Genomic DNA, 20370 nt, shown 5'->3' on the forward strand with positions numbered 1-20370 from the left:
AAGCCAACGGCCGTCGCCCTACTATCGGGGCAGAAAAATAACGCTTGTTCGGGGCGCCGCTATTTTATCGGCCAGGCAACCCATGCAAGTTTTCACACCGGGGTGGGACGAACGTTCTCGTTCTCGCAATACAAGAAGTTAATAAGGAATAAAGCGTCATTTTATTCCAACACCTGAAGCAATAGTTCTTAGTGCAGTTCAATGACTATAAGGTGATATTTCATGTATAAGTTCGGTGTGATTGGCGGCGGAGCCGCCGGGATCTCTTTTGCGTATAACTTTATAAAAAATAAGTCGGTTAATCATTGCAAAAGACCGCTTTCCCTGAAGGTTTTCGACAAGCAGGGCTTCAAGGGCGGTATGGCATACAGCAGCGATTTTGACAGCCATATATTAAATATGACGCCGGAAAACATGTCGGCGGATATTTTCGACGATGCGCACTTTGTTGATTGGATTGCCATGCATTTCCCGCAGTTTTGCCAGGATCGTTATCCGCCGCGCTGGCTGTATCGGGAATATCTCGATTTTATTCGCGACATGACGATTTATATGGCGGCGGACAGTAACGTGACGCTGAATTTCGTGACCGCCGAAGTGAATGCCATCGCGCCGCACGAAGCCGGCTATCGGCTGACCACCGCCTGCGGCGGCGCCGAGCAGATGAACGCGCTGGTGCTGTGCTCAGGGCACAACCCGCCGGAATGTCTCTATCCGGTGGACGGGGTGATCGCTTATCAGGCCCACCAGGATCTGCCGCCGATCAACCCTTATTCGACCATCGGCGTGATCGGCTGCAGCCTGACGGCGATTGACGCCATCGTAGAGCTGATGGAGCGCCTGGGGGCGACCGACATCTGCGCTTTATCGCGCTCGGGCCTGTTCCCCAGCGTGCAGCCGGCGCTGATGCGTCCGCCGCCGGAGGCGTTTGTGGAGGGGGTGCGGCGCTTTGTCGCCGGCAGCGATTTCATTGATGCGCATCAGCTGGTGCATGCGATCAATGCCGCGCTGGCGCGCCACTATCCGGGGCCGGAGCGGTTGACGGTGCTCTCGGCGCTGGGGGAAAGGCGCGATTGTTACCGCGATCTGGCGGACAGCCTCGATCGCGCGCGTTTTGCCCGGGAGCATATTTGCAGCTATCTGGCGGCGATCCACCCGGCGGTGTGCGCCGCCTGGGTCAAGATGGATGCCAACAACCGGCAGGTCTTCATGCGTTTTTACAACTCCTCCTGGATGCGCAATCGGCACGCCATGCCGATCAAGAACGCCAACAAGATCGTGGCGGCGCTGGAGAGCCAACGCCTGCGCGCCTGCGGCGGCCTGGCGGATATCAGCAAGGGAGCGGACGGGTTTACCCTCCGTTGCCATGAGACGCGGGTGCACGCGCAGTATCTGTTCAACTGCACCACGCCTTCCTATCAACTGCCGCCCAACCGCCTGAGCCATCAGCTGCTGCAAGACGGGCTGGTGCAAGAGAACCTGTTCGGCGGCGTGAAGTGCAACCCGCACACGCTGAAAATCGCCGACCGGCGCGGCCGCGAGCAGCATCTCTACTCGCTCGGCGCGCCCGCCAAGGGCGATCTGTTTTACACCTCGGCGATGGAGTCCATCACGCGGGATATCAGCAAGATCGTGTTTAACAACCCTATTTTCAACGCAAAGAAGGCTGAAGTATGAAAAACGTAGCGCTCTTTGTCGGCAACGACATTTTCTCCTGGCTGGTGTGTCAGGATCTGATCGCCGCCCTGAAAGGCGAGTGTGCCTTTACGGTGTATTTCCCCCTGGCGAAAAGCGCCGGGCGCACGCAGGAGCCGGCGGTTCGCCACCTGGGGCTGTATGAGCGCGAAGTGCTGAACGATTTCGTGTTCCCGTTCGTGGGCCGCAACGCCGCCGCCTGCGAGGGCGTCTATCAGCCGCCGGCGCTGTTCCTGGCCGCCGCCGGGGTCAAAGCGCATCGCGTTCTCGACATCAACGACACCGCGTTTATCAGCAGCCTGGGGCATATGGATGGGGTGATCTCCCTGCGCTGTTATCAGAAATTCTCCGCCGACTATGTGCGCGCCTTCAGCCGACGCGGCAAGCTGCTCTGGAACCTGCATCCGGGGGATTTGCCGCGCTATCGCGGGGTGATGACGCTGTTCCGCGCGATGATGAACGGTGACAGGGACTGTGCGGTAACGCTGCATGAAATGGATGAGCACTGGGACGCCGGCCCGGTGATCGCCCGCCTGCCCGCCGAGCTGCGTCACGATCTGTCGTTCCTGGAAAACATGATGCTGTTGGGCGTGCAGAGCGGCACTTTCCTGGCGCGCCAGCTGATGCGGGCGGAGCATAGCGAAGCGATAGCGGCGGAAAAGCAGGGCGATTCGCGCTACTGGGGCTTCCCGGACGCGCAGACGCTGGCGCAGGCAGAGCAGGCGGGCATTGAGCTGGTGGACCATGACGCCGTGCGAGAGCAGTATCTGGGGCTGTTCGTCGGCGATCGTTTCCACCCGCTGGCGGGGCAGTTCTGCGCCGGGTTCGACGACTTCGTGCGGGCGCACGGCCATGATTGAAACCTTGATTGTACTGGGTGCCGGTTTTCTGACCGGCATCACCACCATTCTGTTCGGCTTCGGCGGCGGCTTTGTGGTGGTGCCTTTCGTCTATCACCTGATCTCCGCCTCGGGTGAGCAGCCCGGCCAGGCGATGCATATCGCGGTGGCGACCTCGACGGCGGTGATGATCCTCAACGCGAGTTACGCCACGCTGACCAACTGGCGCAGCGGCAACCTGCTGCGTGAAACCATCGTGCCGCTGATCTTTTTCATCGGCATCGGCGCGGCGCTGGGCGCGTTCGCCTCTTCGCTGCTGGCGGACGGCGTAATCCGCGGGCTGTTTGTGGTCTATATGGCAGTGACCATCGCCGACTGCCTGTTCCGCCGGGGTTTTTTGATCAAACCGGCGCGCGCCGAACTGTCCCCCGTCACGCTGTGGGGCGGTGGGCCGCTGATCGGCGGCATCGCCACCCTGCTGGGGGTGGGCGGCAGCGTGATGACCGTGCCGCTGCTGCGTCGCCATGGTTACGACATGAAGTATTGCGTCAGTGCCGCCAACCCGCTGTCGATCCCGGTGGCGGTGATCGGGGCGCTGATGTATATCGTGTTGGGGTGGCACGAGATGAGCGGGCCGCAGTATCTGGGCTACGTCAATCTGAACATTCTGGGGTTGCTGGTGGTCGCGGGAATTGCGGGGATCGTGTTTGCCAGGCGCTGTTTGCCTAAGGTGAGCGATGCGCTGCATGCCAAAATCTACGTGCTGCTGCTGATCGCCGTGCTGATCGCTATCTGCCTCTGAAACAGAAAGGGCGGCCGGATGCCGCCCTGAGAACCGCTTAACGGTGGTATTCGCCCGCCGCTTCCGGCTGGTACAGCAATTCCAGCACTTCAATCCGCGCTTCTTCACCGTTCGGCAATTGCCAGGAGATCTGCTTGCCGACGTGCATGCCGAGCAGCGCTGCGCCCAGCGGCGCCATTACCGACAGCTGATCGTGGCTGTCTTTCAGCGATGCCGGGTAAACCAGCGTGCGCACGTGCTCTTCATCGGTGTGCAGATCGCGAAAACGCACGCGGCTGTTCATGGTCACCACGTTGGCCGGCATTTTCTCCGGCGGCAGGATTTCCGCGCGATCCAACTCGTCGTTCAGCGCGGCGGCGACGTCGGTGTTGGCAAAGGCCGGTTGTTCCAATAGCGCATCCAGGCGTTCCGCATCCAGCTCATTAATAGTAATGATGGGTTTGGTCATTCCACTCTCCAGTCAAATCAAAGGGTGCCAGTCTGTGCACCCATAAATTCGGAAAAACAACACAAAGCAACACCCCCGCGCCAGAGGAGCGGGGGTGTGGGTAATGTCGATTTGTCCTATTGATAGTAGGCGGTTGGGGCGAGAAAAGAAAGAGATCCCGATCACGAAGGCTTTTATCGTCAATCGTGGCAAAAGAAACGGTTAGCCCGGTTATCTATTTGTTATCTCATTGACTTTTTCACCGCCGCGCCGTTTTGCGAAATGGATCCCCGCGCGTCATTCGATTTCCACTTCGAACTGGAAAAAACCGGTCTACACAGAAAATCCTACCGAGGGTAGGGTAAAGACATCACAGAAAGCGGGTTATTCAGGTGATGCGCTTTACGGCTTACTGATTAATGTAGGATCTAGGGGTACTGAAAAGTGAATGATGGATCTGCTTCGATAAAAGAAATTGAACAATCCGATGTCAGCGAAGCCGGAGCGATCGCTGCTCGGGTGTTGGCGGATATTACCGCGATGCTGAATGCTGAAAATATTTATACCAATGCGGTGCAGCAACAGATGCTGGAATCGCATATTCGCGCCATGGTGCTGCGTTCAATAACCGGTGAGCCGTTGCCGGAGGTGGATAAATCGTTGTTCGACGAAATCTCTGCCGAATCCATGCAAATGGCGGAGCGCGTGGTGAATCAGTTTGGCACATTGCCTATCGAAGAAGCCTATTTGCTGTCAGTGCACTTCGAAGTGGCGAAAGATAATAACGCATAGCGGTTAACGCATCGATTTCAATCAGGAGAATATACCATGGGTCAAATTACCGTAGTGATCGGCGATCGTCTGGGCAAAGGGCAAAAAGTTGGCCAAGGCGTTGAAAGCGCAGGCGGAAAAGCGGTGGTCATCCCCGGCGTCGCGGCGGACATGAAGCTCGGCGACGTCATGAAAGCGGAAAACGCGCAGCTGGGCATCTCTTTTTGCGGCAGCGGCGGCGCCGGCGCGATTACCGCGCAAACCAAACACGGCTACAAGGCTAAATATGGCATGCGTTCGGTGGAAGAGGGCGTGACGGCAATTAACGAAGGCTACAACGTGCTGGGCTTCGGCTTTATGGATAAAGAAGAGCTGGGCCAGAAACTGGTGGAAGCCTACGTCAAAAAAAATGGCAATCCATAATGAAAGAGCAATATACCACATCGGTAAAGGTGGAGGGTAAAGGCGACAGCAAAGCGAAAGCTTTTGCTTCCGCCTTGGCTAATGTGCAGGGCGCGGTATTAAAGTCCACCAACAATATTCTGCTGCGTATCGAGCCGCAGGACGTCAGCGTAGTGAAAGCGGAAGAGAAAATAACTAAAGAGAAATTTCTTTTCTTCTTTTTGCCGCGTGAAAGAAAGAGCTATGCCGTTTCTCTGGAAATAACCGTGAACGTAACCATTATCAATACCGAGAAGGTTGTCTTCGTCACGAAATAAAAACGTTAGCATAAATGAAAGGGTATACTGATGTTTTTAATCATCTTATTTAAATCGATTATTATCGGTGGGCTGGTGGGGGTCGGCGTAGGGGCCGGCGCCGCGCGCATGTTCCACGCACCGACAACACAGGGCATGGGGGCGTTTCGCACCCTGGGCGAGCTGAATTCCTGCGAGGGCGATCCGGCTTCCCACTTCTCATTCGGTCTGGGCTTCTTCTTCAACGCCTGGGCGTCTTCCGTGGCGGCGGGCTCCTTCACGCAGGACGTCGACCACCGCATCATCCCGCACTGGGGTGCGGCGGCCCTGATGGTCAAGAACCGCAATCTGGCGCAAACGCTGCACGATCCGAAAAAAATGGCCATTGCCTGCGGCATCATCGGCATGCTGGTGGTGGCGTTCCTCAATACCACCGCTTCCGCCGTGCCTGCCGCGCTGCAGGTCACCGCGATCAAGGTGCTGGTGCCGGCGGCCAACCTGCTGGTGAACACCGTGATGCCGGTGATCTTTTGGCTGGCGGCGATCGACGCCGGGCGCCGTTCCGGCTTCTGGGGCACCATCTTCGGCGGCCTGGCGCAGCTGATCATGGGCAACGCCGTACCGGGCCTGGTGCTGGGCATTCTGATCGGCAAAGGCGTGGAAGAGAGCGGCTGGAACAAGATCACCAAGATCATGATGGCGGTGATCGTGCTGCTGTTCGTGCTGAGCGGCTTCTTCCGCGGCTTCGACATGAAAGTTCTCGAGTCCTTCAGCCTCGGCGTGCCGGGCTGGCTGGACGCCATTCACAACACCCTGAGCGGTAAATAAGGAGCGGGATGATGGAAGAGCAAACCCAAAAAGGCTTCTGGTACGCCGACTGGTCATTCCCGATTTTTGTTGGCCTGCTGTCCTCCGGCGTGTTCGCCGGGACGCACATGTACTACCTGTACGGCATCGGCGCCTTTAACGAAGTGGCGTTCGTTTCCATGCTGCGGGCGGGGATGGATACCGGCGTGTATGGCGCGGTGGCGGCGTTCGGCGCCAGCTTCCTGTTCGCGCGCATCATCGAAGGTTCGCTGGTGGGGATCCTGGACATCGGTGGCGCGATCCAGACCGGCGTCGGGCTGGGCGTACCGGCGCTGCTGCTGGGGGCCGGCATCGTGTTCCCGGTCGCCAACTTCGCCGCTTCGCTGGCCACCGGCCTCGTCATCGGCCTGGCGATCGGTTACGTGATCATCCTGGCGCGCAAATTCACCATCAATCAGAGCAACTCCACCTACGGGGCGGACGTGATGATGGGCGCGGGCAACTCGTCGGGCCGCTTCCTCGGGCCGTTGATCATCCTGTCGGCGATGACCGCCTCGATCCCGATCGGCATCGGTTCGCTGCTCGGCGCGCTGCTGTTCTATATCTGGGGTAAACCGATCACCGGCGGAGCGATCCTCGGCGCGATGATCCTGGGGGCGATCTTCCCGGTAGCCATTTCTTAAGAGGCCTGCGCCAGGCGCCGCCCGATGCTGCGGCGGCGCCCGGGCTAACAGGAGCAATGCGGTATGTATGACTTAGTAATCAGAGGTGCCAGACTGGCGGACGACACGCTGATCGATCTGGCGGTGAAAGACGGCAAAATAGCCTCGGTCGGGCGGTTGGCGGCGGACGTCAGCACCGTTCGCCAACTGGATCTGGCGGGCAACTGCCGCCTGAGCGCCGGTTGGATCGATGCGCACGTACACTGCTATCCCGACTCGCCGATTTACCATGACGAGCCGGATCGGGTCGGCGTCGCCAGCGGCGTCACCAGCGTGGTCGATGCCGGCAGCACCGGCGCCGACGATATCGACGCCTTTTATCAGCTGACGCGCAGCGCCAAAACCAACGTGTTCGCCTTCCTCAACATCTCGCGCATCGGCCTGCTGCGGCAGAACGAGCTGGCGGAGTTGACGGACATCGACAAGCACGAGGCCGGCCAGGCCATCGCCAACCATCCCGGCTTTATCATCGGCATCAAGGCGCGCATGAGCAGCAGCGTGGTGGGCAAGAACGGCACCCGGCCGCTGGTGTTGGCCAAAGAGATCCAGCGGGAAAACCGCCAGCTGCCGCTGATGGTGCATATCGGCAACAACCCGCCGAATCTGGACGAGATCGCCGATCTGCTGACCCGTGGCGACATCATCACCCACTGCTACAACGGCAAACCGAACCGCATTCTGACGCCGGCGGGCACGCTGCGCGAGTCGATCCAGCGCGCGCTGCGGCGCGGCGTGTTGCTCGACGTGGGGCACGGCACCGCCAGCTTCAGCTTCGAGGTGGCGCGCCAGGCGATCTCGCTGGGCATTTTGCCGCATACCATCAGCTCCGATATTTACTGCCGCAACCGCATGAACGGGCCGGTGCACAGCCTGGCGACGGTGATGTCCAAATTCTTCAGCGTCGGCCTGACGCTGCCGCAGGTGATCGCCTGCGTGACGGAGAACGCCGCGTCGGCGCTGCAGCTGAGCGGCAAAGGGCGGCTGGAGCCGGGCTATGACGCCGATTTCACGCTGTTTGAACTGCGCCGCGAACCGCAGGTGTTCGCCGACGCCGAAGGGCAAACCGCCGAGGGCGAACAGCTGTTGGTGCCGCTGGCCGCGGTGGTGGCCGGGGAAATCCTATTAACCGAACAAGGGGAGGCAGCCCATGTCTTCGATTTATGAAAAATACGGTTTGAAGCAGGTGATCAACACCTCCGGCCGCATGACCATTCTCGGCGTTTCCACGCCGCGCCAGGACGTGATTGACGCCGTTGACTACGGCCTGAATCACTATTTCGAAATCAAGGATCTGGTCAACAAGACCGGCGCCTACATCGCCGATCTGCTCAACGTGGAGGACGCGGTGATCGTTTCCTGCGCCTCGGCGGGCATCGCCCAGTCGGTGGCGGCAGCGATCGTCAAAGATAACGCCAATCTGCTGGTGAACCTGCACTCGGCGTCGATCGCCGTGCCGCGCGAGATCGTGTTGCCGCGCGGTCACAACGTCAACTTCGGCGCGCCGGTGGACACCATGGTGGCGCTGGGTGGCGGCAAGGTGGTAGAGGCGGGCTACGCCAATGAATGTTCGCCGGAGCAGATTGAAGCCTGCATCACGCCGCAGACGGCGGCGATCCTGTACGTCAAATCGCACCACTGCGTGCAGAAAAGCATTTTGTCCGTCGAACAGGCGGCGGCGGTGGCGCGCAAACATAATCTGCCGCTGATCGTCGACGCCGCGGCGGAAGAAGATCTGATGTGTTACTACCAGATGGGGGCCGATCTGGTGATCTACAGCGGCGCCAAAGCCATCGAAGGGCCGACCAGCGGTCTCGTGATCGGCAAAAAACAGTACGTCGAGTGGGTGAAGCTGCAGTCCGGCGGTATCGGCCGGGCGATGAAGGTCGGCAAAGAGGGCATCCTCGGCCTGACGCAGGCGATTGAAAGCTATCTGACGATTGAGAAAACCACCGGGCAACAGATGGTGGCGCGGATGACGCCGTTCCTCGACAGCCTCAACACCCTGACCGGCGTCAGCGCCAAAACCGTCTGGGACAGCGCCGGCCGCGATATCGCCCGCGCCGAGATCACCTTCGACGAAGCGGTGCTGGGGCGGTCGACCTATGACATCGTTCAGGCGCTGAAAACCGGCGATATTGCCATCTACTTCCGCGGCTACAAGGCCAACGAGGGCAAGATTGAGGTCGACGTGCGCAGCGTCGACGAGCAACAGCTGATGACCGTCTTTAGCTGTATCAAGAACCTGTTTACGGAGAAACAAGCATGAAGCTGCAGCCGAACTACTATCGCGACCGCGTCTGCCTGAACGTGCTGGCCGGCTCCAAAGCCAACGCGCAGGACATCTACGCCGCGGCGGAAGGCCATGTGCTGGTGGGCGTACTCTCCAAGAACTACCCGGACGTCGACAGCGCGGTGACCGACATGCTGCGCTATGCGCGCCTGATTGAAAACGCGCTCTCGGTCGGCCTGGGCGCCGGCGATCCGAAACAGTCGGCGATGGTCAGCCTGATCGCTCAGCAGGTGCAGCCGCAGCACGTTAACCAGGTGTTTACCGGCGTCGGCGCCAGCCGCGCGCTGCTGGGCCAGAACGACAGCGTGGTCAACGGCCTGGTATCGCCGACCGGCCGCGTCGGCTGGGTGAAGATTTCTACTGGCCCATTGAGTGCCGCAGCGCCTGACGGCATCGTGCCGGTGGAAACCGCCATCGCCTTGCTGAAGGACATGGGCGGCAGCTCGATCAAGTATTTCCCGATGGGCGGCCTGAAGTGCAAGGACGAATACCAGTACGTAGCCAAGGCCTGCGCCGAGCATGACTTTATGCTGGAGCCGACCGGCGGCATCGATCTGGAGAATTACGAGCCGATCGTCGAGATCGCGCTGGCGGCCGGCGTGAAGCGCGTGATCCCGCATATCTACAGCTCGATCATCGACGCCGCCAGCGGCGACACGCGACCGCAGGACGTGAAAACCCTGCTGGCGATGACCAAAAAGCTGGTGGGCTGAACGCGCAATGGGATGAGGTATGCCCTAAATAATTGGAGTTGCTTCCCGGCGGCAAGAGCATGAGTCCCCAGGAGCTTACTTAAGTAAGTGACTGGGGGGAGTGCTTGCAGCCAACACAGAAGCAACTTCAAGTATGACGGGATAACGCTGGGAGGCGAAGGTTTTCTCGTGGCGCGGCATGCCGCGTCGCCGTTAGCTATAGCCTATAGCTTTCAAGTTGCAGCTAGGCGGCAAGCGCAGGAGCCCCAGGAGCTTACTTAAGTAAGTGACTGGGGTGAGTGCGGGCAGCCAACAACGCTGCAGCTTGAAAGATGACGGATATATACTGAGGATTACTATGCGAAACTGGCAGGCTCCAACCCGACGCACCGCGTTGTTCCTGGCGCTGCTGGCCGTGACCGGCCCAGCGCTGCATGCTGAGGATGCAATGAATTCCACGTCATCTCATTTCGCCTATATCGGCACCTATAATCCCAACGGCGAAGGCGTTTACCGGGTGCAGGTCGATCCGGCCAGCGGCGCGCTGAGCCACACTACGCTGGTCAGCAAAGTGCCGAATCCGGCGCAGCTGACGCTGGGCGCCGATGGCAAGACGCTGTATGTCGCCAGCGAAGTGGCCGATTTCAACGGCGGCAAACACGGCGGCATCACCGCTTACCGGGTCAATCCGGCCGACGGCGGCCTGACGCAGCTCAACCAGGTGGATTCGCAGGGGGCGGGGCCGGTGTATCTCTCATCGACGCCGGACGGGCGGCATCTGCTGGTGGCCAACTACGTCAGCGGCAGCGTGGCGGCTTTCCCGATCGAAGCGGACGGCAGCCTGGGCGCCGCCAGCTCGGTGCAGCAACAGCAGGGCCCGGCGGGCGCGGCCAAACCGGCGGCGGCGGTGAACGGCAGCTTCGCCATCAGCGATCACAATGGCCCGCATGCCCATATGATCGCCAGCGATCCGAGCGGCAAGTTCGTGTTCTCCACCGATCTGGGGTTGGATCGCATCTACCAATGGCGCTTTGACGCCGAGAGCGGCCGGCTGACGCCGAACGATCCGCCGTGGATCGCCGCCTCTTCCGCCGGCGCGGGGCCGCGTCACTTTGTGTTCCATCCGGACGGCGAAACCGTGCTGCTGGTGAACGAAGAGGCCTCGACGTTGACCAGCTACCGTTTTGATCGCCAAAAAGGTACTCTGAAACAACTGCATGCGGTTTCCGCACTGCCCGCCGACTATCAGGGCACCAGCTTCGCTTCGGGGCTGGCGCTCAGCAAGAACGGCGACACGCTGTACGTCGCCAACCGGCTGCATAACAGCATTGCCCAGTTCAGCGTGGGCGCCGGCGGTGAGTTGAAGCCGGTGGCGGAAACCTGGACGCGTGGCGATTACCCGCGTTCGCTGGCGCTGAGCCCGGATGGCCGCTATCTGTATGCGTTGAACCAGCGCAGCGATAACGTTACCCGTTTCAGCGTAAACCCGACGGACGGCAAACTCAGCTTTGTGGGCGGCTATCTGCCGATCGGCAGCCCCTCGCAAATGGCGTTCCTGCCGCCGCCGAAGTAACCCGTGGCCCGCCCGGTTCACCGGGCGGGTTGCCTGATTGACGGACACAGAATGGTGCGATTTCCTTACCCGCGTTTGGCTTACTTGTTCGATGCTTTGCAAACCGAGACTTTGCCGCAGGATGAGCTGGCGAAGCGTTTCGCCGTGTCCACCCGCACGGTGCGGGCGGACATCACCGCGCTGAACGAGATCCTGGACAAATACGGCGCGCGTTTCGTGCATAGCCGCGGGGCCGGCTATCGCCTGCAGGTCGATAACGCCGCGCTGTTCAGCGCCCTGCAGCATCAGGAGCGCCGCAAGCACGCCACCCCGCGCAGCGCACAGGAGCGGGTGCATTATCTGCTGGTGCGTTTTTTGACCTCAGCCTTCTCCCTCAAACTGGAAGATTTGGCCGACGAGTGGTTCGTCAGCCGCGGTACGTTGCAAAACGACATGGCTGAGGTGAGAGAACGTCTGGCGCACTATCAATTGACGATCGAAACCAAGCCGCGCTACGGCATGAAGCTGTTCGGCGCCGAGATGGCGATCCGCGCCTGTCTCACCGATCTGCTGTTCCAGCTGCAGCTGGCCGACGCCGAGAACCCGCTGCTCAACAACGAGATCCTGCTGCAGCCGCAGGTAGCGGCGTTCGCCGGATTGCTGCACCCGCTGCTGTCGCAATATGCCATTCGCCTGACCGACGAGGGCGAGCAGTACCTGATCTTCTACTGCGCGGTGGCGCTGCGGCGCATCAACGACGGCTATCCGCTGCCGGACTTCGAGGTGGAAGACGGCGACGACGCGGTGCGTCAGGTGTCGACCCGCCTGGCGGCGGAGCTGCGTTCGGCCTCCGGTAAAGAGATCTCGATGGCCGAAGAGGCCTATTTGCGGGTCAACATTGCCGCGCGGCGCGTGCAGGACGTGCAGCCGACCGAGATCAACGCCGACGATGAAGAAGCGCTGGTGGACTACATCCTGTCCTACATCAACGCACACTATAACTACAACCTGCAGGGCGACGAGCAGCTGCGGGCCGATCTGCTCACCCATATCAAGACCATGATTACGCGGGTGAAATACCAGATCAATATCCCCAATCCGCTGTTGGCCAACATCAAGCAGCACTATCCGATGGCTTACGACGTGACGCTGGCGGCGGTCTCCAGCTGGGGCAAATACACCCCCTATACCCTGAGCGAGAACGAAATCGGCTATCTGGTGCTGCACATCGGCGTGGGGCTGGAGCGGCATTACAACATCGGTTATGAGCGCCACCCGCAGGTGATGCTGGTGTGCGATACCGGCAACTCGACGGTGCGCATGATCCAGGCGCAGATTGCGCGCAAGTATCCGCAGCTGGTGATGACGCGCATTGTCTCGCTGCGCGATTACGAGATGCTTGCGCATATCGACGAAGACTTCGTGATTTCCAACGCCCGCATCGGCGAAAAGAACAAGCCGGTGGTGGTGATGTCGCCGTTCCCGACCGATTACCAACTGGAGCAACTGGGCAAGCTGGTGCTGGTGGATCGCACCCGACCGTACATGCTGGAGAAGTTCTTCGACGCCGAGCATTTCATGGTGCTCAACGAGCCGTTGACGCAGGCGGAGCTGTTCAGCCGGGTGTGCGGCCAGCTGGAGCGGGAAGGGTACGTCGGCGCGGACTTCTATCCGTCGCTGGTCGAACGCGAGGCGATCGTTTCCACGCTGCTGGGCGAGGGCATCGCGCTGCCGCACTCGCTGGGGCTGCTGGCCAAAAAGACCGTGGTGGTGACGCTGTTGGCGCCGCAGGGCGTCGCCTGGGGAGAAGGCGAGGTCGCGCACGTGATTTTCCTGCTGGCGATCAGCAAGAGCGACTATGAAGAGGCGATGGCGATCTACGAGCTGTTCGTCACCTTCGTGCGTGAACGCTCAATGAGCCGTCTGTTGGGCAGCGACAGCTTCGACAGCTTTAAAGCGGTGGCGCTGGACTGCCTGAGCCGGAGTTGAGGGGGCTAATCTGCTTCCGGCAGAAAGAGGGCCGGGGGCAGATTGAAGCGTTTGGCCAGCGCCATAATGTGCGGAATGGTCAGCGATCTTTTGCCGCTTAGGATTTGGTTGACCAACGACTTTTTGCCGATCTCATGTTCAAAATCACTTTGGCTGAGTTGGTGCTGTTCCATCAATACGCGAAGCGCGGCCACCCCCTGCGGGAGTTGGGCGATACGCTGGTTGAATGCGGTAAATTCGGCGCTGTTATCTTCATATTCGGCGATCTTTTTTGCCAGCATGTCAATCAGCGGATGGTGTTCATCGTTTTCCAGCAGATATTCCACCAATTCGAGCGCTTCCCGGTAGTCTTGCTGAGAACCGCTGCCCTGCAATAAGGGCACGGCGCGCAGCAGCGCATCGGCGGCCTTAATGGCATCTGTAATCATGATGAACTCCTTCGATAGTGCTGCATCAGCTTGTCGTACTCGGCGTGGCTAACAATGTGCTTTATGAATACTTTCTGTGTCTCAAAGCTGGCAAAGAACAAAATTCGCAGGTGGTTGCCGCCTACGTCAATGACCCACCATTTCTCTTTGTATTTCATACGATCGAGCGAAGGAAAAAGCGCTTTTAACTCGTCCGGCGTGCGGAACTCGCCGCGTCGCAACGTTTTATAAATGGCCTCGAGAGCAGCGGCTTCATTAGGGTATTGCTTCGTTGCGTTATTGAACGGTTCCCTGGAAATGATATGCATCGTTCCCTCGATTCCTGCCTGGTGAACATTATAGCGGCTGCCTTAGGCGTTCACAAATTGTAAACTTATCATCCTCGCTCGCAGTGAGAGGGAAATACCCGGCTGCAGCCCGTTTTTGTCGTGGCACACTATTGCGGTTAGCGCCGTGCGGGTAAATCCATACCTCGCATTTACAGGCAGTTACTGCTGATTTTGGAAGCGGGTACGCAAAGTGAAAAGCGGGAGGTTGTGTCAGGGAGAAGAAGCAAAGGGAACGAACGCGCCGGTACGACGCATTCGCGAGAGGGCTTCAGCGGCTAATCTTCATCAAACCCGGAGTTGAACAGCTCGACCACCGCCGCCAGCGCGTTGACTTCGTCGGGGCCGGTCGCTTCGACTTCGATATGCCGGCCCTGGGCGGAGTCCAGCATCAGCAGCGCGATGACGCTGCTGGCTTCGGCTTCGGTGCCGCTTTCGTTGCGCAGCATCACCTCGGCGTCGAAGCTTTGCACCAGCTCGAACAGTTTCATCGCCGGACGCGCGTGCATACCCAGCTTGTTTTTGATTTCAACCGTCTGTTTAACCGTCATTGTTTGCGCTTTTCCAGCGTGCGGTGGCGCGACTGCACGTTCTTGCCGCGCGAGCGGAAGTAATCGGCCAGCTGTTCCGCCACGTACACCGAGCGGTGTTTACCGCCGGTACAGCCGATGGCGACCGTCAGGTAGCTGCGGTTGTTGGTTTCCAGCATCGGCAGCCATTGCTCCAGGTAGCTGCGGGTCTGGTAGATGAAGTTGTGCACTTCGGTATGGCGATCGAGGAACGACGCGACCGGCTTGTCCAGACCGGTCATCGGCCGCAGCTTCGGATCCCAGTGCGGGTTAGGCAGGAAGCGCACGTCGAACACGTAGTCGGCGTCGATCGGAATGCCGTGCTTGAAGCCGAAGGATTCGAACACCATGGTCAGCTCGCGCTCGCGCTTGCCCAGCAGGCGGGTGCGCAGCATTTCGGCCAGTTCGTGCACCGACATTTCCGAGGTGTCGATAATCAGGTCAGCCCGCGAGCGCAGCGGTTCGAGCAGATCGCTCTCTTCGTCGATGGCGCTTTCCAGCGACAGGTTTTTGCTGGAGAGCGGGTGCAGGCGGCGGGTGTCGCTGTAACGGCGGATCAGCGTGTTGCGATCGGCGTCGAGGAACAGCAGCTGCGGCGAGAAGCTGTCCGGCAGCTGAGTCATCGCGTATTCGAACACTTCTGGCGATTCCGGCATGTTGCGCACGTCGATGCTGACCGCCGCGGAGATATTGCGTTCCGCCAGCGTGTTGGCGAGCTGCGGCAGCAGCACCACCGGCAGGTTGTCAACGCAGTAAAAACCCATGTCTTCCAGCGCCCGCAAGGCGACGGATTTTCCGGAACCGGAACGGCCGCTGACAATCATCAGCACCATGTGGCAACTCCCCTGGCATCGCGGCGGCGTTCATCGCCACCGGTGGAAACTTTGTTATTCCGGCCGCAGCCGGATCCATCATCGTGAAACAGTAGCGTTATCCGGGCTGGAAGTCACGCCGGCCGGGCTTCACTCGGTGATGATTTGGTAAAGCTCTTCGTCGCTCTGCGCGGCGCGCAGGCGGCGGCATACGGTTTTGTCGGCCAGGCGTTTGGCGACCAGCGACAGGGTATGCAAATGGGTTTTGCACTGATCGGCAGGCACCAGCAGCGCGAACAGCAGGTCGACCGGCTGGTTGTCGATAGCGTCGAAAGCGATGGGTTGGTCGAGACGGATAAACACGCCAACGGCCCGCAGTGTGTCCTCTTCCAGTTTGCCGTGGGGAATGGCGATACCGTTGCCGATACCGGTGCTGCCCATGCGCTCCCGGGTGAGAACCGCGTCAAACACCACCTGCGAAGGCAGATTGAGCTGTTTGGCGGCCAGTTCGCTGATAATTTCCAAAGCCCGCTTCTTGCTGGTGCAGTGTACCGAGCTTTTGGTGCACTCGATGTTTAACACCGAGCTTAATTGCATATATTCGTTGTTCATCTCATCTTCACTTAAAACCGCGCCGCCGGGCGCACCCGGCAAGGCGGTTTTTCGTCGGTTTTAACCCTGATTACCGTTCGGCGCGTCACCCATGCGGGTCACGCGCCGAAGGGCGAGGCTGCGACGGAGGCAACCTCACGGAATGGGTTAGGGTGTCAGTGTTGCTTCAATTTGTCTTTATGTTTGTTCAATTGACGTGCCAATTTGTCGATCAGCGTATCAATTGCGGCATACATATTCTCGTCTTCCGAGGTGGCGTGCAACTCGCCTCCATTCACGTGCACCGTTGCTTCCGCAATTTGCTGCACTTTTTCCACACTTAATACAACATACACCTGATTGATGCGATCAAAATACTGTTCGAGTTTGGCGAACTTGTTGTTCACGAACTCGCGCAACGGATCGGTGATTTCGATGTGGTGTCCGGTAATGTTGAGCTGCATAGTGTCTTCCTTCTCAATAGAGGTCAAACCAACTGTTTACGCTGGTTCGACGGCGGGATGGACAAAGACTCTCGGTACTTGGCGACGGTGCGCCGCGCCACGATGATCCCCTGATCGGAAAGCAGGGTGGCCAGCTTGCTGTCGCTGAGTGGTTTGGCGGGGTTTTCCGCCGCAATCAATTTCTTCACCAACGCGCGGATCGCCGTCGAGGAGGCTTCGCCGCCGCTGTCGGTATTCACGTGGCTGGAGAAGAAATATTTCAATTCGAAAATGCCGCGCGGGCTGTGCAGAAACTTCTGCGTGGTGACGCGCGAGATCGTCGATTCATGCATCTCCACGGCCTGGGCGATATCCGCCAACACCATGGGTTTCATAAACTCTTCGCCTTGCTCGAAGAACGCCTGCTGTTGGCTGACGATGCAGCGGGTGACCTTCAGCAGCGTCTCGTTGCGGCTCTCCAGGCTTTTAATCAGCCACTTGGCTTCCTGCAGGTTGCTGCGGATGAACTGGCCGTCGGCTTCGCTGCGGGCACTGTTGCCCAGCGCGGCGTACTGCTGATTGATCTTCAAACGCGGTATGCTGTCGCCGTTGAGCTCGACCGTCCACGTGTTCTGCGTTTTGCGCACCAGCACGTCCGGAATTACGTACTCCGATTCGCCGGTATTGATCGACTGCCCCGGGCGCGGATCGAGCGACTGAATCAGCAGCATCGCTTCTTTCAGTGTATCTTCTTTTAGCCGGGTTGATCGCATCAGGCTGCGAAAGTCGTGGTTGGCCAACAGATCCAAATGGTCGCTGATGATCAGCCGCGCTTCGGCTAGATAAGGGGTGTCTTTGGCGTATTGGGAGAGCTGCACCAGCAGGCAATCGCGCAGATCGCGCGCGGCGACGCCGATCGGATCGAAACGCTGCACGCGCTTCAACACCGCCTCGACTTCCTCGAGGGTCACGTTCTCGTCGCCCAGGCTTTCCAGAATGTCTTCCAGCGGCACGGTGAGATAACCGGTGTCGTCCACCGCGTCGACGATGGAGGTGGCGATGGCGGCGTCGGTATCGGAGAACGGCGTCAGATCCACCTGCCACATCAGGTAATCCTGCAGCGTTTGGGTAGTCTCGCCCTGATAGACCGGCAGCTCGTCGTCGCTGTAGTCGGTGCCGGTGCCTGACGGCGTGCCGGCGGTGTAGATCTCATCCCAGGTGGCGTCTAGCGGCAGCTCTTCCGGCATGTCTTTCTGTTCCAGCGCCTCGCGGGTATCGAGCCCCTCGGTCTCCTGGATTTCTTTGGCGTCGATTTCGTCGTGCAGATCGGTCTGTTCAAGCAGCGGATTGCTCTCCAGCGCCAGCTGGATCTCTTGCTGAAGCTCAAGCGTGGACAACTGCAGCAGGCGGATCGCCTGCTGGAGCTGAGGAGTCATGGCCAGCTGTTGGCTGAGCCTGAGTTGCAAACCTTGCTTCATAGTCTTCTGTCTACTTCCGTTAACGGTGTCGCCCCGCAGGGCGCGCCGGCGCTCAGAGGCGGAACTCTTCGCCCAGATAAACGCGTTTTACCTGCTCGTCGGCCAGAATAGCATCCGGCGTGCCGTGGGCAATCAGTTTGCCCTGGCTGACGATGTAGGCGCGTTCACATACGTCCAGCGTCTCGCGCACGTTGTGGTCGGTGATCAGCACGCCCAGGCCGCTGTCACGCAGGTGCTCGATGATTTTTTTGATGTCGATAACGGAAATCGGATCCACCCCGGCGAAGGGTTCGTCCAGCAGAATGAATTTCGGGTTGGCCGCCAGCGCGCGGGCGATTTCGACGCGGCGGCGTTCACCGCCGGACAGCGCCTGGCCGAGGCTGTCGCGCAGATGGGAGATGTGGAACTCTTCCATCAGCTCTTTGGCGCGGTCTTCGCGTTGTTCGCTGGTGAGGTCGGGGCGAATCTCCAGCACCGCCATCAGGTTGTCGTACACGCTCAGGCGGCGGAAGATCGACGCTTCCTGCGGCAGGTATCCGATGCCGCGGCGCGCGCGGGCGTGCAGCGGCAGCAGGCTGATGTCTTCTTCGTCGATCACGATGCGCCCGGCATCGCGCGGCACGATGCCGACCACCATGTAGAAGGTGGTGGTTTTACCGGCGCCGTTCGGCCCGAGCAGGCCGACGATCTCGCCGGATTTCACTTTCAGGCTGACGTCTTCGACAACTTTACGGCCCTTGTAGGCTTTCGCCAGGTTTTCTGCGATGAGTGTTGCCATAAGTGATTAGTTACTCTTTTTTTGCCCGTTTTTGTCTTGCAACTGCGACGGTACCAGAACCGTTGTCACGCGTTTGCCTTTATCGCTGAACGCCTGCATTTGCTGCTGTTGCACCAGATAGGTGATGCGATCGCCTTTCACGTTGCTGTCGAGCTGCTCCAGATAGGCGTTGCCCGTCAGGGTCACCAGCTGGGTCGCCACGTCGTAACGCACTTTCTGCGCGTGGCCTTTGACCGGCTTGCCGCTGTCCTGCATCTGGTAGAAGGTTACCGGGTTGCCGAACGCTTCAATATAGGTCTTATTCTGATCTCCGCCCGGACGGGTGACCACCACCTTATCGGCGCGAATATCGATGGTGCCTTGCTTGATCACCACGTTGTCGGTGAAGGTACTGACGTTGCTTTGCATGTCCAACGACTGCTTGAGCGAGTCGATGCTCACCGGCTGGCTGGAGTCGGATTTCAGCGCCAGTGCGGGGGCGCTGGCGGCCAAAACTAAGCTGCCGAGCAACAGGTTACGGAGTTGGTTTTTGGTTCTGAATTTCATAGTTGGTCTTAACCTTATCAATCAGCTCAGCGGTTTTGGTCCGCAGGTTCCCACGCATTTTCATGCCGTTAGAGGTAAAATTGGTCCCGTAAAGCGTGACTTCGTCATCGGAGGTGACGTCCTGGGTGACCAGGTTTACCTGAGCGTTGTCCGTCTTAATTTTTTCCAGCTGCGAGGTGGTGGTCAGGCTGTTTACCTCGACGTGACCATACAGATACAGCATCTGGTCATTAGTCAGTTTGGCGCGATCGGCGCGAACTGACCAGGTGGCCACCGCATTCTCATCGAACAGCGTCATCACCGGCTGGGTGAACCAGCTCAGCTCGCCGGCGGTGTAATACTTCGCGTCTTCCGCCACCAGTTTGTAATTCAGCTTGCCGGCCGGGTTGTACACCACGGTGACCGTGTGCTGGCTCTGGTAAGTCGGATCCTGATCGTTGACCGGGCCAGGGGCCGTCTCGTCGCTGAAGTCCGTCATGTTCCAGCCGATCAGCGCCAGAACGATCACCGTCAACAGGATGGTGATCCACAGTTTGGTTTTACTCATATCGACAGCCCTTTGGCGTCCTCCAGCTTATTTTGAGCCAAAAGAATGATGTCGCACAGTTCGCGCACCGCGCCGCGGCCGCCGGCAATGCGGGTGACGTAGTGGGCGCGCGGCGTCAACAGCGGGTGGGCGTCCGCCACCGCGACCGCCAGGCCGACCTGCGCCATCACCGGCCAGTCGATCAGGTCATCGCCGATATAGGCGACCTGATCCGCCGTTAACGACAGTTTATCCAACAGTTCGCGGAAGGCCAAAAGCTTATCGGATTGCCCCTGATACAGATGGGTGATACCGAGCGTCTGCGCGCGGTCTTCCAGCAGCTTGGCGGAGCGGCCGGTGATGATCGCCACTTCGATGTCCGAGGTTTTCAAGCAGCGGATGCCGTAACCGTCGCGCACGTTGAACGCCTTCAGTTCTTCACCGTTGTTGCCCATGAAGATCAGGCCGTCCGACAGCACGCCGTCAACGTCGCAAATCAACAGGCGGATGTTCCCGGCACGCGCCATAACCTCTTGTTCTACCGGCCCGTAGCAGGTTTCTACCATACCCATTCCGTTCTATTCCTTAA

At 59.4% G+C, this 20370-nt stretch carries 25 protein-coding genes; 13 read left to right on the forward strand and 12 right to left on the reverse strand.

The window, feature by feature from the left end:
- Positions 1–222 precede the first annotated feature (222 nt).
- The 3 genes from AWX27_RS20165 to AWX27_RS20175 are packed head-to-tail and all read left to right on the forward strand — an operon-like array spanning position 223 to position 3336.
- Positions 223–1677, forward strand: a complete 1455-nt coding sequence (locus AWX27_RS20165; protein ID WP_049273715.1) for an FAD/NAD(P)-binding protein — start codon at positions 223–225, stop codon at positions 1675–1677.
- On the forward strand, positions 1674–2555 hold the full coding sequence (locus AWX27_RS20170; protein WP_060424642.1) for a formyltransferase family protein: 882 nt from the start codon (positions 1674–1676) through the stop codon (positions 2553–2555). The genes AWX27_RS20165 and AWX27_RS20170 overlap by 4 nt, the downstream gene beginning before the upstream one ends.
- Positions 2548–3336, forward strand: a complete 789-nt coding sequence (locus AWX27_RS20175; protein ID WP_060424644.1) for a sulfite exporter TauE/SafE family protein — start codon at positions 2548–2550, stop codon at positions 3334–3336. Before AWX27_RS20170 ends, AWX27_RS20175 begins: the two co-directional genes overlap by 8 nt.
- A 37-nt stretch (positions 3337–3373) precedes the next feature.
- Here AWX27_RS20175 and rnk read toward each other — a convergent pair whose 3' ends face one another.
- On the reverse strand, positions 3374–3784 hold the full coding sequence (gene rnk / locus AWX27_RS20180; RefSeq protein WP_004936993.1) for a nucleoside diphosphate kinase regulator: 411 nt from the start codon (positions 3782–3784) through the stop codon (positions 3374–3376).
- 444 nt (positions 3785–4228) lie between these two features.
- On the opposite strand from rnk, the gene AWX27_RS20185 reads away from it, so the two are divergent.
- From AWX27_RS20185 to AWX27_RS20230, 10 genes are all read left to right on the forward strand, one after another.
- Complete coding sequence (locus tag AWX27_RS20185; RefSeq protein ID WP_369803947.1) at positions 4229–4555, forward strand: glycine dehydrogenase; 327 nt, start codon at positions 4229–4231, stop codon at positions 4553–4555.
- Between the two features lie 36 nt (positions 4556–4591).
- On the forward strand, positions 4592–4957 hold the full coding sequence (locus tag AWX27_RS20190) for a glycine-rich SFCGS family protein (protein WP_060424646.1): 366 nt from the start codon (positions 4592–4594) through the stop codon (positions 4955–4957).
- Positions 4957–5253, forward strand: coding sequence for a DUF4312 family protein (locus AWX27_RS20195; RefSeq protein ID WP_004937003.1), 297 nt, complete (start codon positions 4957–4959; stop codon positions 5251–5253). Before AWX27_RS20190 ends, AWX27_RS20195 begins: the two co-directional genes overlap by 1 nt.
- A gap of 30 nt (positions 5254–5283) precedes the next feature.
- Positions 5284–6060, forward strand: a complete 777-nt coding sequence (locus AWX27_RS20200) for a DUF4311 domain-containing protein (protein ID WP_004937006.1) — start codon at positions 5284–5286, stop codon at positions 6058–6060.
- Between the two features lie 11 nt (positions 6061–6071).
- Positions 6072–6722 (forward strand): DUF4310 family protein, encoded by a 651-nt coding sequence (locus AWX27_RS20205; RefSeq protein WP_048234891.1) that lies wholly within the window; start codon positions 6072–6074, stop codon positions 6720–6722.
- A gap of 63 nt (positions 6723–6785) precedes the next feature.
- A complete protein-coding gene (locus AWX27_RS20210; RefSeq protein WP_060424648.1) occupies positions 6786–7925 on the forward strand; it encodes an amidohydrolase/deacetylase family metallohydrolase in 1140 nt (379 codons plus the stop codon).
- Complete coding sequence (locus AWX27_RS20215) at positions 7909–9027, forward strand: DgaE family pyridoxal phosphate-dependent ammonia lyase (protein ID WP_060424650.1); 1119 nt, start codon at positions 7909–7911, stop codon at positions 9025–9027. Before AWX27_RS20210 ends, AWX27_RS20215 begins: the two co-directional genes overlap by 17 nt.
- The gene (locus AWX27_RS20220) at positions 9024–9764 is read left to right on the forward strand and encodes a 2-dehydro-3-deoxy-phosphogluconate aldolase (RefSeq protein WP_033648993.1); all 741 of its coding nucleotides are present in this window, start codon (positions 9024–9026) and stop codon (positions 9762–9764) included. Before AWX27_RS20215 ends, AWX27_RS20220 begins: the two co-directional genes overlap by 4 nt.
- A gap of 337 nt (positions 9765–10101) precedes the next feature.
- Positions 10102–11316, forward strand: a complete 1215-nt coding sequence (locus AWX27_RS20225; RefSeq protein WP_060424653.1) for a lactonase family protein — start codon at positions 10102–10104, stop codon at positions 11314–11316.
- Positions 11317–11367: 51 nt separating this feature from the next.
- A complete protein-coding gene (locus AWX27_RS20230) occupies positions 11368–13284 on the forward strand; it encodes a BglG family transcription antiterminator (RefSeq protein ID WP_060424654.1) in 1917 nt (638 codons plus the stop codon).
- Positions 13285–13289: 5 nt separating this feature from the next.
- Here the strand turns inward: AWX27_RS20230 and AWX27_RS20235 are convergent, their stop codons facing one another.
- The 11 genes from AWX27_RS20235 to kdsC form a co-directional block, all read right to left on the reverse strand.
- Positions 13290–13712: a helix-turn-helix domain-containing protein gene (locus AWX27_RS20235; RefSeq protein WP_060424657.1), complete on the reverse strand. Its 423-nt coding sequence runs from the start codon at positions 13710–13712 to the stop codon at positions 13290–13292.
- Entirely contained in the window at positions 13709–14020 is a 312-nt protein-coding gene (locus tag AWX27_RS20240) for a type II toxin-antitoxin system HigB family toxin (protein WP_060424659.1), read from the reverse strand. The genes AWX27_RS20235 and AWX27_RS20240 overlap by 4 nt, the downstream gene beginning before the upstream one ends.
- Positions 14021–14316: 296 nt before the next feature.
- Complete coding sequence (gene npr, locus AWX27_RS20245; RefSeq protein ID WP_004937034.1) at positions 14317–14589, reverse strand: PTS phosphocarrier protein NPr; 273 nt, start codon at positions 14587–14589, stop codon at positions 14317–14319.
- Positions 14586–15440, reverse strand: coding sequence for an RNase adapter RapZ (gene rapZ, locus AWX27_RS20250; RefSeq protein ID WP_015379177.1), 855 nt, complete (start codon positions 15438–15440; stop codon positions 14586–14588). Before rapZ ends, npr begins: the two co-directional genes overlap by 4 nt.
- Positions 15441–15569: 129 nt before the next feature.
- Positions 15570–16031: a PTS IIA-like nitrogen regulatory protein PtsN gene (gene ptsN / locus AWX27_RS20255; RefSeq protein WP_016930212.1), complete on the reverse strand. Its 462-nt coding sequence runs from the start codon at positions 16029–16031 to the stop codon at positions 15570–15572.
- 155 nt (positions 16032–16186) lie between these two features.
- Positions 16187–16474: a ribosome hibernation promoting factor gene (hpf, locus tag AWX27_RS20260; RefSeq protein WP_004937038.1), complete on the reverse strand. Its 288-nt coding sequence runs from the start codon at positions 16472–16474 to the stop codon at positions 16187–16189.
- A gap of 23 nt (positions 16475–16497) precedes the next feature.
- Positions 16498–17931 (reverse strand): RNA polymerase factor sigma-54, encoded by a 1434-nt coding sequence (gene rpoN, locus AWX27_RS20265; protein WP_060424661.1) that lies wholly within the window; start codon positions 17929–17931, stop codon positions 16498–16500.
- A 52-nt stretch (positions 17932–17983) separates the two neighbouring features.
- On the reverse strand, positions 17984–18709 hold the full coding sequence (gene lptB / locus AWX27_RS20270) for an LPS export ABC transporter ATP-binding protein (protein WP_004937040.1): 726 nt from the start codon (positions 18707–18709) through the stop codon (positions 17984–17986).
- Between the two features lie 6 nt (positions 18710–18715).
- Positions 18716–19255, reverse strand: coding sequence for a lipopolysaccharide ABC transporter substrate-binding protein LptA (gene lptA / locus AWX27_RS20275; RefSeq protein ID WP_025304377.1), 540 nt, complete (start codon positions 19253–19255; stop codon positions 18716–18718).
- The gene (gene lptC, locus AWX27_RS20280; protein WP_060424663.1) at positions 19224–19802 is read right to left on the reverse strand and encodes an LPS export ABC transporter periplasmic protein LptC; all 579 of its coding nucleotides are present in this window, start codon (positions 19800–19802) and stop codon (positions 19224–19226) included. Before lptC ends, lptA begins: the two co-directional genes overlap by 32 nt.
- A complete protein-coding gene (kdsC, locus tag AWX27_RS20285) occupies positions 19799–20353 on the reverse strand; it encodes a 3-deoxy-manno-octulosonate-8-phosphatase KdsC (RefSeq protein WP_021505108.1) in 555 nt (184 codons plus the stop codon). The genes lptC and kdsC overlap by 4 nt, the downstream gene beginning before the upstream one ends.
- Positions 20354–20370 lie beyond the last annotated feature (17 nt).

The sequence above is a fragment of the Serratia sp. 2880STDY5682894 genome (assembly GCF_001537385.1).
Taxonomy (GTDB): Bacteria; Pseudomonadota; Gammaproteobacteria; order Enterobacterales; family Enterobacteriaceae; genus Serratia; species Serratia nevei.